This window comes from Streptomyces sp. T028, assembly GCF_048159505.1.
Taxonomy (GTDB): domain Bacteria; phylum Actinomycetota; class Actinomycetes; order Streptomycetales; family Streptomycetaceae; genus Streptomyces.
Genome location: NZ_JBLRVZ010000067.1, coordinates 1 through 13,815, shown reverse-complemented (window position 1 = coordinate 13,815; position 13,815 = coordinate 1). Strand labels below are relative to the sequence as shown.

11 protein-coding genes and 1 pseudogene are annotated in these 13,815 nt (G+C 63.8%); 8 read left to right on the top strand and 4 right to left on the bottom strand.

From position 1 onward, the window contains the following. The first annotated feature begins 142 nt into the window (after positions 1 to 142). The gene (locus ACLZN2_RS45700) at positions 143 to 1,603 is read left to right on the top strand and encodes an alginate lyase family protein (RefSeq protein WP_416985909.1); all 1,461 of its coding nucleotides are present in this window, start codon (positions 143 to 145) and stop codon (positions 1,601 to 1,603) included. Positions 1,604 to 1,757: 154 nt separating this feature from the next. Here the strand turns inward: ACLZN2_RS45700 and ACLZN2_RS45695 are convergent, their stop codons facing one another. Then, the gene (locus tag ACLZN2_RS45695) at positions 1,758 to 3,068 is read right to left on the bottom strand and encodes a DUF445 domain-containing protein (protein WP_416985908.1); all 1,311 of its coding nucleotides are present in this window, start codon (positions 3,066 to 3,068) and stop codon (positions 1,758 to 1,760) included. Positions 3,069 to 3,256: 188 nt separating this feature from the next. On the opposite strand from ACLZN2_RS45695, the gene ACLZN2_RS45690 reads away from it, so the two are divergent. Then, positions 3,257 to 4,573: an SGNH/GDSL hydrolase family protein gene (locus tag ACLZN2_RS45690; protein WP_416985906.1), complete on the top strand. Its 1,317-nt coding sequence runs from the start codon at positions 3,257 to 3,259 to the stop codon at positions 4,571 to 4,573. 51 nt (positions 4,574 to 4,624) lie between these two features. On the opposite strand, the gene ACLZN2_RS45685 is transcribed toward ACLZN2_RS45690, so the two are convergent. Beyond that, positions 4,625 to 5,317, bottom strand: coding sequence for a DUF1707 SHOCT-like domain-containing protein (locus tag ACLZN2_RS45685; protein WP_416985905.1), 693 nt, complete (start codon positions 5,315 to 5,317; stop codon positions 4,625 to 4,627). Between the two features lie 10 nt (positions 5,318 to 5,327). After that, positions 5,328 to 6,023, bottom strand: a pseudogene (locus tag ACLZN2_RS45680) (AAA family ATPase); the annotation flags it as partial. A gap of 57 nt (positions 6,024 to 6,080) precedes the next feature. Here ACLZN2_RS45680 and ACLZN2_RS45675 point away from each other — a divergent pair. Both ACLZN2_RS45675 and ACLZN2_RS45670 read left to right on the top strand, forming a co-directional pair. After that, positions 6,081 to 7,682: a recombinase family protein gene (locus tag ACLZN2_RS45675; RefSeq protein WP_416985904.1), complete on the top strand. Its 1,602-nt coding sequence runs from the start codon at positions 6,081 to 6,083 to the stop codon at positions 7,680 to 7,682. A gap of 442 nt (positions 7,683 to 8,124) precedes the next feature. Further along, on the top strand, positions 8,125 to 9,006 hold the full coding sequence (locus ACLZN2_RS45670) for a family 16 glycoside hydrolase (protein WP_416985902.1): 882 nt from the start codon (positions 8,125 to 8,127) through the stop codon (positions 9,004 to 9,006). Between the two features lie 656 nt (positions 9,007 to 9,662). On the opposite strand, the gene ACLZN2_RS45665 is transcribed toward ACLZN2_RS45670, so the two are convergent. Continuing rightward, positions 9,663 to 10,700 (bottom strand): hypothetical protein, encoded by a 1,038-nt coding sequence (locus ACLZN2_RS45665; protein ID WP_416985901.1) that lies wholly within the window; start codon positions 10,698 to 10,700, stop codon positions 9,663 to 9,665. A gap of 346 nt (positions 10,701 to 11,046) precedes the next feature. On the opposite strand from ACLZN2_RS45665, the gene ACLZN2_RS45660 reads away from it, so the two are divergent. The 4 genes from ACLZN2_RS45660 (at position 11,047) to ACLZN2_RS45645 (ending at position 13,746) form a co-directional block, all read left to right on the top strand. Beyond that, complete coding sequence (locus ACLZN2_RS45660) at positions 11,047 to 11,376, top strand: hypothetical protein (RefSeq protein WP_416985900.1); 330 nt, start codon at positions 11,047 to 11,049, stop codon at positions 11,374 to 11,376. Positions 11,377 to 11,542: 166 nt separating this feature from the next. Continuing rightward, the gene (locus ACLZN2_RS45655) at positions 11,543 to 12,037 is read left to right on the top strand and encodes a DUF3846 domain-containing protein (protein ID WP_416985898.1); all 495 of its coding nucleotides are present in this window, start codon (positions 11,543 to 11,545) and stop codon (positions 12,035 to 12,037) included. A gap of 202 nt (positions 12,038 to 12,239) precedes the next feature. Continuing rightward, complete coding sequence (locus ACLZN2_RS45650) at positions 12,240 to 12,689, top strand: hypothetical protein (RefSeq protein ID WP_416985896.1); 450 nt, start codon at positions 12,240 to 12,242, stop codon at positions 12,687 to 12,689. A gap of 67 nt (positions 12,690 to 12,756) precedes the next feature. Beyond that, positions 12,757 to 13,746, top strand: a complete 990-nt coding sequence (locus ACLZN2_RS45645; RefSeq protein WP_416985894.1) for a hypothetical protein — start codon at positions 12,757 to 12,759, stop codon at positions 13,744 to 13,746. The last annotated feature ends 69 nt before the right edge of the window (positions 13,747 to 13,815 follow it).

The window sequence follows — 13,815 nt, the reverse complement described above, 5'->3', positions numbered from 1 at the left end:
CGGTAGGCCGCCGGCCTGACGGGGAGGCCGAAGCTGTCCATCCAGATGACCGCCCGGGGGCCAGTTTTCGTTATCCGGTGGGGTGCCGCCCGTCTCCTTGGGCATGCACCTGACTCGACCTCTGCAGATCAGCCGCCGCAGCATGCTGAAGGCCACCGGGGTGGCGGCCGGGGCCACCGCCCTCGGTGTCACCGCCGCCCCCTCGGCGAGCGCCGCGGGCTACGCCCACCCCGGGCTGCTGCACACCCGCGCCGACCTGGACCGGATGGCCGCCAAGGTGAAGGCGGGGGCCGCGCCCTACACCGCCGGATACGCGAGGCTGACCGCCAACGGGCGGTCGCACAGCGACTGGGCGCCCCGGCCGCAGCAGACCGTGTACCGGGGTTCGGGCACGCCCGAGAACTACACGCTCCTCTTCAAGGACCTCGCCGCCGCCTACCAGAACGGCCTGCGCTACCACGTCGGCGGCGACAGCGCCCACGCCGACACCGCCGTCGCGATCCTCAACGCCTGGTCCGGGACGCTCACCTCGCTCGCCGGCTCCGCCGACCGGTTCCTCGCCGCCGGGCTGTACGGCTACCAGGCCGCCAACGCCGCCGAACTCGTCCGGGACCGGCCGGACTTCGAACTCGAACGCTTCCAGAAGATGCTCAAGACCGTGTTCTCGCCGCTCAGCGAGAGCTTCCTCGTCAAGCACAACGGCGCCGTCATCACCAACTACTGGCCCAACTGGGACCTCACCGCCATCGCCTGCGTCCTCGCGACCGGGATCTTCTGCGACGACAGCGCGAAGGTCGAGCAGGCCGTGGAGTACTTCAAGCACGGCGCCGGGCTCGGCTCCGTGAAGAACGCCATCCCCGTCGTCCACGAGGACGGCCTCGCCGAATGGCTGGAGGCCGGCCGCGACCAGGGGCACGCGCTGCTCGGGGTGGGGCTGATGGGGACCGTGTGCGAGATGGCCTGGAACCAGGGCATCGATCTGTACGGGTACGACGACAACCGCTTCCTCAAGGGTGCCCAGTACGTGGCCAAGTGGAGCATGGGCGGGAAGGTCACGTACACCGCGAACACGCGGCGGAAGGGGGCGGTGAACGGGTGGTCCGGGAGTGAGACCGCCTCCGCCGCGGCCGGGGTGGACCCGACGATGACGCGTCCCATCTGGGCGATGATCGCCAACCACTACACCAAGCGGAAGGGGCTGTCAGCGCCGTATCTCACGCAGATCGCGGCCAAGGCGGCGCCTGAGGGTGGGGGTGGGGACTATGGGCCCAACAGTGGGGGGTACGACCAGTTGGGGTTCGGGACGTTGGCGTTCACTCGGGACAGGGTGAGCGGTGCGTCCGGCAAGGGGGCCGGTGAGGCTTCCGGTGGGGCTTCGAGTAGTCCCTCCGCGTCTGCGTCCGCCTCTGCTGCGTCCTCTGCGTCCGGGTCCGGGTCCGGGTCCGGGTCCGGTGGGAAGAGTGCGCAGGGCGGGAGCGGGGACCTTGCTGCCACTGGGTCCAGCGATGTCGTCGCCTGGACTGCCGCCACCGGGATCACCGCTCTCGCGGGGGGACTGCTGCTGTTGCGTCGGCGGGAGCGGAACAAGCGGGTCGCCGAGTAGGCGTCGTTCGCTGGTCTCGGCCGGGGGTGGGTGTCGCTTCCCCGCGCTCGCGGGGTGCCGCTGCGCCCACCCGTGCCGCCCCAGCGGCACGACTGCCCGCAGCGGCACGGCGCCGTCGCAGCGGCACGGCTGCCCGCAGTTGCGCGGGGGTGGTCTACGCGCCCAGGGCTCGCGCAACCGTGTAGATCAGTAGGCCTGCCAGGGAGCCGACCACCGTGCCGTTGATACGGATGAACTGCAGGTCGCGGCCGATGTGGGCCTCGATCTTGCGGGTGGTGTGCTCCGGGTCCCAGCCCGCCACGGTGTCGGTGATCAGGGAGGTGATCTCCTTCCGGTACGTCGTCACCACGTGCACCGCCGCGCCCTCGACCCAGCCGTCGACCTTCTCCTGCACCTTCGGCTCGGTCGCCATCCGCGCGCCCAGGGTGAGCAGCGAGGCCCGCACCCGCAGCCGCAGCTCGCTGCGCTCGTCCTCCGCCGCCGCGACGATCATGGAGCGTACGGCGGTCCAGGCGGACGCGATCAGGTCCTGGACCTCGCCCCGGCCCAGCACCTCGCCCTTGAGCCGCTCCACCCGGGCCCGGGTGTCCGTGTCGGACTGCAGGTCGGAGGCGAAGTCGGTGAGGAAGCGGTCCAGGGCGCCCCGCGCCGGGTGGGAGGGCATGTCGCGCATCTCGGCGCAGAAGCGCAGCAGCTCCTTGTAGACGCGCTCGCCGATCCGCTTGTCGACGAAACGGGGGGTCCAGCCGGGGGCGCCGCCCTCGACCGCGTCCATCACCGAGTCGCCGTGCAGCACCAGCCAGTCGTAGGCCCGCGCCACCACCAGGTCCACCGCCCGCCGGTGCCCGCCGTCGGCGACGATCTTCTCCAGCATCTTGCCCATGCCGGGCGCTATCTCCTGGGCGTCGGCCCGCCGGGTGATCGCCTCGCCGACCACCGCCTGGACGTCCGAGTCGCGCAGCACCGTCAGGGCGCCCCTGAGGGCCGTCGCGAGCTCCTCCGTCACCCGGTCCGCGTGCTCCGGTTCGGCCAGCCAGGCGCCGAAGCGGGTGCCGATGCCGACGGAGCGCAGCCGCTGCCGTACGACGTCCTGGGAGAGGAAGTTCTCGCCGACGAACTCACCGAGCGAGACACCCAGCTGGTCCTTCTTGTTCGGAATGATCGCCGTGTGCGGGATGGGCAGGCCCAGCGGATGGCGGAAGAGGGCCGTGACCGCGAACCAGTCGGCCAGCGCGCCCACCATGCCCGCCTCGGCCGCCGCCGCCACATACCCCGCCCAGGGACCGGCACCCTGGTGGGACGCCCACTCGGCGAGCCCGTACACCACGGCGACGAACAGCAGCAGCCCGGCGGCGGTCACCTTCATCCGCCGTACACCGCGCCGCTTCTCCTCGTCGGCGGCGCTGAAGACGGTCATCGCGCGCGCCGGAGTCTTTCCGGTCGGTACCGCATCCGTACGATCCATCAACTCCACCCGTTCCCCGGTCCCCCGTGTCCCGCACGCAAACATTGTCCCTGCTTGACCGACTCCCGGAACGGAACAAGAGTTCCCGACGTCATTCGTACGGGGGAATTCGTGCGGCGGAGCTCGACGGTGAACTCCTGCGTTGTCCGCCGGAGCCTCACGCTCCCGCACCGAGGAGAAACACCCGCATGACCAGGCGAAAGGACGGGGGTGTGGGGGTGTCCCCCACAAAGCACCGCACACTGCTGGGCGCGGTCGTCGCGCTCGTCGTGGTCCTGTCCGGCGCCATCTACGCCGGGGCCGCCGCGGGCCACGGCCGCGGCCCGCGCACCGACAGTGCCCTCGCCGTCGCCACGGCACCCGACGCCGCCCCGGCCCCCACCGGTGTCTGGGTCGGCACCTGGGGCACCTCCCCCGCCGGCGGCGAACCCGGCACCGAGACGACCGGCATGGCGGGCCGCACGGTCCGCAACGTCGTGCACACCAGCGTCGGCGGCACGAGCGCCCGCGTCACGCTGTCCAACCTCTACGGCACCCGCCCGCTGACCATCACCCACGCCACCCTCGCCGTCGCCGCCGGTGAGGACGGCCCGGCGGTGACCCCCGGCACCCTGCGCCGGATCACCTTCGGCGGCGCCGGCACGGTCACCGTCCCGCCCGGCGGCCAGACCGTCAGCGACGCGGTCCCCCTCGCCGTCCCGCACGACTCCGACATCGTCGTCAGCACGTACTCCCCCACCTCCTCCGGACCGGTCACCTACCACCCGCACGCCCGGCAGACCAGCTATGTCGCCGACGGCGAGTACACCGCGGACGAGACCGGCGCCGCGTACACCGGCACCACCGCGTACTGGCGCTACCTCACCGCGCTCGACGTCCTCAGCACCGAGGCCGCCGGCACGATCGTCGCCCTCGGCGACTCCATCACCGACGGGGTCACCTCCACCGCGAACGCCGACCGCCGCTGGCCCGACGTCCTCGCCGACCGGCTGCGCGCCACCGTCCGCTCCGGCGTCGTCAACGCGGGCATCAGCGGCAACCGGGTTCTCGCCGACGACCCCCGCCGCGGCGCCTCGGGCCTCAACCGCTTCGAACGGGACGTCCTCGACCGGACGAACGTCAAGGTCGTCGTCATCGACCTCGGCATCAACGACATCCTCCGCAACCCCCGGCTCGCCGACCCGGACGCGGTGGTGGCCGGCCTGCGCACCCTCGCCGACCGCGCCCACGCCCACGGCATCAAGGTCGTCGGCGCCACCCTCACCCCGTTCCGCGGCCACGGCGGCTACAGCAAGGCCCGCGACGAGATACGACAGCGGATCAACGAGGCGATCCGCGAGGGCGGGGTGTACGACGCCGTGGTCGACTTCGACAAGGCCCTCCGCGACCCGTACGACCCCCGCAGCTTCCGCCCGGAGTACGACTCGGGCGACCACCTCCACCCAAGCGACCTGGGCTACCAGAAGATGGCAGAAACCCTGAACCTGGAGGACATCAAGACCTAGCTGCGGGCAATCGTGCCGCTGGGGCGGCACGGGTGGGCGCAGCGGCACCCCTCAGCGAGCAGCGCCTGGCCCCTCCCCCAGCTCCCCCCGCGCAGCCTTCCGCTCCAGCTTCGCCTGCTTGCGCGCCGCCCGACTCGGCTTCCGCTCCACCCCCACCCCACCCCAGAACGCGAACCCGCCCACGATCACCCGAGGCGCCCCCGCCTCCCCCGGCACCCCCGTCTCCCGCTGGTCGAAGCCCCCCATGATCCCGATCCCGCGGATCACGACCTCCACCCCCGGCGGCACCACGATCTGCACCCCGCCCATGATCGCCACACAGTTGATCTCGACCTCACCGGCCGCGAAGTCCGCCTCCCGCAGATCGATCTCCCCGCCGCCCCAGAACGCGAACGCGGTGAACCGCCGGGGAACGACCCAGCGCCCCCTGCGCTGGAAGCCCGACATCACCGCGATCGCCTTGGTCGACGTACCCTCGCCGCCCACGATCCGTCCGGCCCAACTGCCCTCCGGCACCGGCTCCTTGCGCAGGGAGACGGCGGGCGTGACCCCGGGCGCCGGCAGGTCCCGGGTGATCGGCGTCAACTCGCCGTACGTCCGCGCCCGGTACGTCTGCTCCAGCCGCTCCTCGAACTCCGCCATGTCGAGCCGCCCCTCGGCGAGGGCGTCCCGCAGGACCTCGGCGACCCGTTCACGGTCGGCGTCGGATGCGCGGAGGTCCGGGACTGCGGCGTCGTCGGTCATACCCAGCAGCCTACGAGCTCTGGGCGCCCGGCACTACGGCATCACGTTCGACGTACATTTTCGCGATCACGGCCTCGATGTCCGGCTCCCGCACCGACAGGTCCACCAGCGGATACTCCGCCGCGATCCGCGCGACCAGCGGGGCCGCCGACGCCGACGCCGGGAACGCCAGCCACTGCCTCGGCCCCTCCACCCTCACCACCTGCGCACCGACCACCTCGATCGGCGGCAGCTCCCGCTCCAGGTCCACCACCAGGGTCCGCTCGCTCTCGCCCGCCTCGTGCAGCCCGGCGAGCGGACCGTCGTAGACCAGGTGGCCGTGGTCGATGACCATGACCCGTGAGCACAGTTGCTCGATGTCCTGGAGGTCATGGGTGGTGAGCAGGACCGTCGTGCCGCGCTCGGCGTTCAGCTCGCGCAGGAACTCCCGCACCCGCGCCTTGGAGACGACGTCCAGGCCGATCGTCGGCTCGTCCAGGTAGAGCACCTCGGGATCGTGCAGCAGGGCCGCCGCGATGTCGCCGCGCATCCGCTGACCGAGGGAGAGCTGCCGTACGGGGACGTCCAACAGGGTTTCCAGGTCGAGGAGTTCGACCAGACGGTCGAGGTTCTCGCGGTAACGGGCGTCCGGGATGCGGTACATGCGGTGCATCAGCCGGTAGGAGTCGATGAGGGGGAGGTCCCACCACAGAGTCGTCCGCTGCCCGCAGCACTGTACGCAAACATGTGATCAATGTTACTATGAGTAACAGGAGATCACGCAGTGCAAGCACAACTGAACAGCACCGACCAACAGCGTCTTATCGACCGCGTACAACGTCGCGACCTACGCGGCCTGCATTTCGCGGGGTTGGTGCGCCTCTCCTTCGAGCTGCTTGACGATGCCGACTACAACAGCCGTCCGGTCTTCACGGGTGGCGACATCAACAACCGTGAAGAACAGGAACGGTTCACCCGCGAGTACATCGAGCGCCTGGGCGGAACCTACGTCGGCACATACAACGAGCCGGACACGTCCGCCTGGAAGAAAAGGCGCATCAAGCAAGCGGACGGCAGTTACAAGTACCGGGTAATCCGGCCAGTGCTCTACGGCGCTCTGGATGACCTCAGGGCCGGTGGCCCGGTGTCCGGCCAATTCATCCCGGCCGAAGGGTTCGATAAGAACACTAAGGTAGACGGCTTGGTAGTGCTCGACCTCGACCGTCTGACGCGCGACATGCGCACGCTGGAAGACGTCTGCGAAGTCACCGAGCACTACACGCGTCCGGTGGTCGACATAACGGGAACGCTCGACCTGCTGACCGAGAACGGCCGCGACAACGCTCGGATGTTGGTCACGATGGCCGGTAAGCAATCGAGTGCGACGTCCCGGCGGGGAGAACAGAGCCACTGGTCACGCGCAGTACGGGGCATCCCGGTAGGTGGCAACCGTCCATTTGGATGGAACGAAGACAAGCGCACCCTGAACCACCGGGAAGCAGTGCAGATCCGAGCTGCCGCCCGCCTGATGCTGGCAGGCGTCAGGTACTCCACGATCCTGCGCAAGTGGAACGAGTCGGGAAGGGTCACCACCAAGGGCAACCCATGGCGGCGTCGGACGTTCGTCCTCATGATGGCCAGTCCCCGCATGGTGGGGTGGCGTGTCTACGGGCCTCAGGACAAACCGCTTCACGAACGGTACTTGATGGACGAGAACGGCCAACCGGTCAAGGGACAGTACCCAGCGATCCCGGACGAGCCGACATGGCGCAGGGTCGTCGAGATCCTGACGGGCCCCGACCGACCGCAGCAGAACCAAACCAACCGAGGCAAGGCGTCGCAGATGCTGTCCACGATCATCCGGTGCGGCAACTGCGGTAAGAAGCTCACCGTCCAACCGAAACCGGCCGGGCGCTTTGATTACGCCTGCAAGGGTCCGGCGTCGGGTGGTTGCGGCAAGGTGTGCGGCTCGGGTGTCGCTATAGACAACCTGATAACCGAGCTCATCTTTGAGCGGCTCGACCAGCAGCCGATCACGACCACGGCCACACCGTGGCAGGGCGAAGACGACCTCAAGAAGTGTGAAGCCACCAAAGAGAACCTCCTCGCCCAGTTCAAGGACAACCCCGACATGGGTGCGTACATCTGGCCCGAGATACGCAAGGTGGAGGCCGAGATTGCCGCGCTCCTCAAGGAACGTTCTACCCACCTACGCAGGCAGGCAGCTCCAAAGACAACCAATATCCGTGACGCCTGGCCGACACTCGTCACCGACCAACGGCGCACAATAGCGGCCGAGAACTTCGAGGCGATTATCTTGAATCCCGCCACGCGGGGAAGCAACCGATTCAATCCTGATCGGTTGCAAGTGGTGCCGCGCCAATAACCTGGCCGATCCGCTTCACTTGCTCGGGCCGAAGCGCAGGCATCTTTGCCGCCTGCGCTTCGGCCCATTTCTTTGCCGCAACTTCAGCAGCGGTCAGCTTTGGTTTGTGAGCTGGCTGCTTCATTGACGCCGGTCTCTTCAATTCTTGCGATGGCATGGATGATTCTCTCTGAGCTCAATTATAGAACAAATCTAACTCGATTCACATAGGCCAACAAACGCATCCGCGAATCTCGATAGTCACCAAACAAGTGTGCGACAACACGTACCCACGTTCGATCTCTTAAGCCGCGCGCCACGAGTAGCACAAAGCGCGAGTGACAGATGTGAAAGCTGCATCGCTCAAAGTGACATTTGGGCATCACCCATGAAGGAATATCCACCACACAGCCGACCGACGTTAGGATGCCACCTACGACGGTGGGTCAATAAGGGGGCGGGTGTGCTACAGCGGCTGAGGGAAGTCATTGGACGCAACAAAACAAAGATAACTATCATCGGCTCAATCGGCCTCGTCGCAAGCATCATGACGATACTCAACTTTACAACAGGGATGTCGCTCGTAGGTATCGTCGACTGGGCAATGGGAAGCACAAAGGAGAAGCCGAGCCCCACGTTAATTCCATACAGTCCGCCGATAACAGAATCACCCAACGGGGACCCGACTTCTCCTGCCCCAACCGAGGATGATTCACCCTCGCCTACACTCACAGGATCAGTATCACCCTCACCAACGGAACCAAAAGGACCGAGACTTCTCTATAAAGCCGACTGGTCGGGTGCCGGCGGGGGATGGAGTGAGACTGAAGGGTGGAAGGTTTCCGGCGGAATGCTCGTCAACAACGGAGAGTCCAGCAGGACGACTATTACAGCGGTCGCCCCCGTAGTCCTCGACTCAAATGACGACTACATCGTCGAGGCTGAAATCCGAAAAGATAAGTACTCGAACGAGAACATCTCGGCCCTTGCCTCATTCGGCCTCGTCGTACGAGCACCAGACGAGGGTGAGGACGGCGGATACGGCCTCGGACATTGCGCCGCAGTCGGCATTTTCTCGTGCTCTAACGCTTCCGCCAATTATGTTGCAGTCCTGTGGACCGCTGATGGCCAAGCGTCGGTGATCAAGGCGACGGCATTCAAGCCGGGGTACGACTGGCACACGTACAAGGTTGAGGTGAAGGGTACGAAAATTAAGCTCTTCGTCGATGGCGGCCTGATGTTCAGCGGTCAAGACAACAGATTCCTTGCCGGTGGCCGGGTCGGGCTGTGGAGTTACCGAACTCAGGTGAGTGTAAAGAGTTTTGCAGTGACATCCAATGAGTAACGGGAGACCGAAATCAGTCGACGCGATCAAGCTGGCACGACTGTCCGGACGGAAGTTCATTTAGCGTCACGCTCTCACCCGAGAGATTCCGTATCTCCCACTTAGTCACGCGAAACCCGCTTCTCTCCAGGAGCATGGACCCTCCAATGACGTACGTAAAAGTATCCACGTTTGGCCCGGCCGGGTCTGGAGGTACCTGCTCATTGGTTGTGGTTATGTAACCATCCCTTCCGAAGACGATGGTTCGGCGGGTGATCCCGTCAAGCTCTGCTTCCACAGAGGAGATTCCCCATGGAGGCAAACACGGGATGTGCAAACTGTGAGGCTCCCAGGTATGTCCGACAATCATAGATTCCATCGAGTTGACTGAAGAAGGAGTATCACTAGCCAGCGGGGTGTCATGGCCAGACCTGGCTTCCCTGGCCTTTCCGCATGAAGTGATCAGGGTAAGCACTAGAACGACTCCTACTACATGATTCAACCGCACAGTTGCCTCCTTGCTCTCGGGCGGCAAGTGTTCCACCGAACGACCCATCCGATGAAGGCCGACCATAGGGGCGCATGTGAGCCATTGACGAAGCGCATGAAAGAAAGTGCGCCGTCTGCCGTGACTCCTGTGAGGCCAGTTGCGTACTACGCCTCTCTATACCCATGATCTAGCTGGACATCTGCGTATCGAAGAACTTGAGCACCGACGTCACGACCATGAGACCAATGACGGCGTTGATCCGGCTGTACTGTGCCCGGGATACGGCATGGACGCTGGGATGCCGGCCAAAGGTGCGCGGAATGGAATCGCCCTTGTCTACCCAGAACTTGGCGTGTGCGCACCACACGGGCGCGAAGGTGAGTGCGGCTCGGAACTTGTAGTCATCTAGGCTGAACTTATCCCCGCCCTGCTTAAAGTTGTTCTTTGTGAGCAGCTTGCGGGTGTCCTTGTCGAGATGGCTCAAGACCGTGTCGAGGAGATTGGCCGCAAGTGACTGGGCGGGGTTCGTATGTCCGTCACGAAGCGCATCAACACAGTCCAACGCAAAGTCACGCTCGGAGAGCAGCTTTGGGTGATCTACCTCTTCAAGGACAGTTTCACAGTCACTCACGATCCCCTTCCAGCGCGAGCCAATGATGCGACGTCGAGCCGAAGCATTGTCAGCGTTGATAAGTGCCTCGACCGCCTTGGGGCCGGGAACCCACATCAAGGGAATGCCCTCGTCGATCAGGATTAGTTCGAGATCTTCGATTGACGGTGTATCGACACCTTCCCAGTTTTCCGGAAAGATACGCGCGGCAATGTTGCCCAGCGACTCAAAGAGCCCCTGCCACTGTGACTGGAAGTGCTGACCAACCGTCTCAGCAAGGGTCTGAATCGTGCTGTTGAACGTTGAGTATTCAGCAAACCGCTGTAGCGCGTCCTGCGCAGCTGCCACTACCGGCGACGGGAAGTTGGCCGTGAGAGACATCGCTTCAGCGATACGACAGCTGATTCCTCCGAAGGCGGTGTTGTATTCGATGAGGGGTGCAAAGGCATCACGAAAGCGCGCGTTGTACGCCTCGATCAGCGGCGCAAAGGCTTCAGTCAAGCGCCTACTCTCCCGCTCGGCGTACTCCGTAAACGCATCATCGAAGCGGGCGATCCTACGCCACTCGTCCTCACTCAGGCCCTCGTCGTCGGGCTCGTCAAGCTGGCTTGCCATGACCAGATGATCCCACGGCGCGTCGTGGTCGCCGAGAGATTTTTCCTACCGGCTGCCGTTGATTGGAGGGCTCCTCAGCCCCTGAGCGACCAGCTTGATCAACCCGTCCAACAGGTCACTGCCGGCCACCCTCCGCAGTGCGCGCTTGATCCCCTCGTTCTACTGACTGCACTGTCCGACCGTAACTGTCAGCTTTCGAATCGGCACAGCATTTTCGGATTTCTTACGCCAGCAACCCTCACCGACCAAACTCGCCAAGCGCAGTGGCAGATCGTTTTGGCTTAATAAGAGTACGGCCGAGGGAAAAGCCCACGGCCGAGCACCCATCACCGAGTGGAGCAGAAAGATGGCAATCGTCAGCCAGAAGGTCTCAGATCTCAGCGGTAAGCAGGGCGACGACAAGCAGTTCGCCGCCGTAGTTGTCCGGCAGCACCCGGACATCGACCAGTCGAAGGCATTGGACGTCCTCGTCCCCGAGCTCAAGCAGTTCAAGGACATCAGCGACACCCTCGTGATTCTCGAAATCACAATGCCCGACGGCACCAAGCACGATGCGTATGTTCCCCTGGAGGAGTTCAACCAGGCTGCGCCCAACATGAGCGAAGTTCTGAAGAACGCTCGGGGTACGCGCGGTCGTGTTCCCGGAACCCGTGTCGGTAACGGCAATGGGTCATAGTCTCCGCATCTGCTGAGCGCTCCCCAGCAATGCGGAAACCCCGTCCTGGTGGCCCGAGCGGGTCATCCAGGGCGGGGGCTTTCACTTTGGCCACCCGTGAGGCCGAACTCTGGGGCGTCCGACCGTCGCCTCAGACGCAGTCTCACGGTCGAGAAGGTACGTGGTCATGGTGATTACCAGCATCTTGCTCCCCTGCGACGAGGAGCAGCCCATCCAGCGGCTTGAAGTCGACGCCGAGAACGTGGGAACCATTCAAGGAATCGTTGGCGGCTCGTTCGAGGCGTTCAACTTCGACACCCCGCCGGCCTCGGTTCTGGCAAACGACGAGGCGATGCTTTGGTCGTTGCCCTTTAACCTGCGCGCCACGGTGTTGCTGTGGCAGCACGCTAAGGGGCTCCGTGGGAAGGCGTATATCAGTGGGGACGCGATCCTCACGGGAGCACCGGACTCGCGCGGCTTCACAAAGTCGGTTCCTCAGCAGCTCATAGAACTGCTGCTGGAAACCGAGACGTACAGCGTGGAGTTTCTGCACCACCCGGACGGCCCGTGGTCGCGTAAAGCGATTACGTTCTCTGCCTGGTTGGAGGCGTATAACTACGCCATTATCCACGAGGAGACGTACGCGACGGTGAGGAATGCGCGGGTTATTGCCGCTGAGTAGCGGTGGATACCCTTCCCCGCTCTGGCGATCCGAGAGGACGCCGGGGCGGGGATTTTTAACAGCTAGACCCCACCAGTGAAGAATGTTGTTTATTTTACCATTTGCAAGCACTTGAAGATGTGTCATAAATAGATACAGATCGGGGGCAATTCCCGGTTTTGCTCGTCTATCGAGTATCATGTTCCACTTAAGGAGCATCCCCATGGCTCGTTTCGAGGAGCCCCGTCCGAAGCGCTCGGACTACTACACGAGCGGCGCTGGAGGAACCAGGCGGACCTTCATGGAGACCAACTACAACATGGCGGTCTCCGACTGGGAACGTCGGAAGAGGGAGTTCTACGAGGCTCAGCAGCGGGAGCGTGAAGAGCGGCAGCGTCAGCGCGAGGAGCGACAGCAGAACCAGCGCAATCGCCGCGACAACTTCCGTCGTGGAGCTGCCGCCGCAGGCGCCGCGTTCAACATCGCAACGTCGTCCATGAACCCCGGTCTCGCTGGTGGCGCCCTTCAGGGTGACAACGGCGACCTCGACGGGTTCGGCGAAGACTGGCGCAACTCGGCGCAGACCGAACAGCGCGACAACCAGACGCGCGGCCACCGCCAGAACACGACCTACAGGGGTCGACAGCGCGGCGGTTCCAGCGGGAGCAGGTAACCCGCTCCAGGCTACCCGTCATCTCGCTCAGAGATGACGGGTAGCTGCACGAAACACGATTACTGAAATGATTTTGATCAAACAACACAATTCACAGCAGGTTGCTCACCTGTATGAGCACTTATTCTGCATGGCTGTAGACAACTTTTTCTATGAGCGCAAATTGTACCCCTACCTGGACTACGATCTAACCGCACGAGTATTCCATGGCGTCATCCATGCCCACTTCGACCTGAACACTAAAGAAGCAAAGCGACTGGCTGACGAACTCCCTAAGATCACTGTCCCATTAGATGACGCGACTCTCCATACCGCGCTGGTTCAGATATTCGCAGAGAAAGAACACAATCTGGGGGTTACGGGAAAAGAAACTGCCGATTGGAACGCGGTGAGGGAAGAGCTGGGCAAGATTGACGCGCAGCCCTGGCAGCACATTGATGAAATCGACATAATCAACCCTCAGGACACGAAGCTGGTGCACGGCTCTGTTTACGTGCCACGAGACATAGTCAAAATGCCAGCTCGCAAGGCGAGAGTGACCTTCGAGCTTGATGCTTCGTTTGCCGATCAGCACAGTGAACTCTTGCTATTGTATTGGCACGTCGCCATGCTGATATCGGAGAATGTAGTAGCCGATTTTTACGCGACATTCGGTTTCTATAGTAAAGCCATGACCCGGCGACCTAAACACAGAGCTACAAAGATAGTTCATCTGTTCCACATACCGCCTGCGTACCCGCTCGAACTACCTAAAGTTCGCGACGAGATCGAGGATTCCATCCTCGATCTGCACGATGCTAAGGCGTTTCAACGTCTCACGACTGAGCTCCGTCTAGCTACACATGTCGATTCAGAAAGAATCCTGCCAGGTCCCCACTTCATGTACGAGCGAACCGAATTGCTCGCCGGTTCAAAAGGATGGGAACGGATCGCCACGGATGAAAACTGCGACCTCATCCTTTCACACATGAAAGTGACCGTTAGCACAGGTCGAAGCCGAGCCTCCACTAGGATCGGACCGTTGCTCAACCTCCAGGGCTCCGGCGTAGTTGCTTGACGTCCGGTTCGTGATGATCTGCTGGCTCGGTGGGGTTCCGGGAACGTGACAGGCACGGCTTCCAAGATC

Excerpts from the sequence above, each read along its gene's own strand:
- ACLZN2_RS45655 (WP_416985898.1), top strand. The coding sequence starts at position 11,543 with ATGGTGATTACCAGCATCTTGCTCCCCTGCGACGAGGAGCAGCCCATC.
- ACLZN2_RS45685 (WP_416985905.1), bottom strand. The coding sequence starts at position 5,317 with ATGACCGACGACGCCGCAGTCCCGGACCTCCGCGCATCCGACGCCGAC.
- ACLZN2_RS45695 (WP_416985908.1), bottom strand. The coding sequence starts at position 3,068 with ATGGATCGTACGGATGCGGTACCGACCGGAAAGACTCCGGCGCGCGCG.
- ACLZN2_RS45650 (WP_416985896.1), top strand. The coding sequence starts at position 12,240 with ATGGCTCGTTTCGAGGAGCCCCGTCCGAAGCGCTCGGACTACTACACG.
- ACLZN2_RS45690 (WP_416985906.1), top strand. The coding sequence starts at position 3,257 with ATGACCAGGCGAAAGGACGGGGGTGTGGGGGTGTCCCCCACAAAGCAC.
- ACLZN2_RS45645 (WP_416985894.1), top strand. The coding sequence starts at position 12,757 with ATGATTTTGATCAAACAACACAATTCACAGCAGGTTGCTCACCTGTAT.
- ACLZN2_RS45660 (WP_416985900.1), top strand. The coding sequence starts at position 11,047 with ATGGCAATCGTCAGCCAGAAGGTCTCAGATCTCAGCGGTAAGCAGGGC.
- ACLZN2_RS45665 (WP_416985901.1), bottom strand. The coding sequence starts at position 10,700 with ATGGCAAGCCAGCTTGACGAGCCCGACGACGAGGGCCTGAGTGAGGAC.
- ACLZN2_RS45700 (WP_416985909.1), top strand. The coding sequence starts at position 143 with ATGCTGAAGGCCACCGGGGTGGCGGCCGGGGCCACCGCCCTCGGTGTC.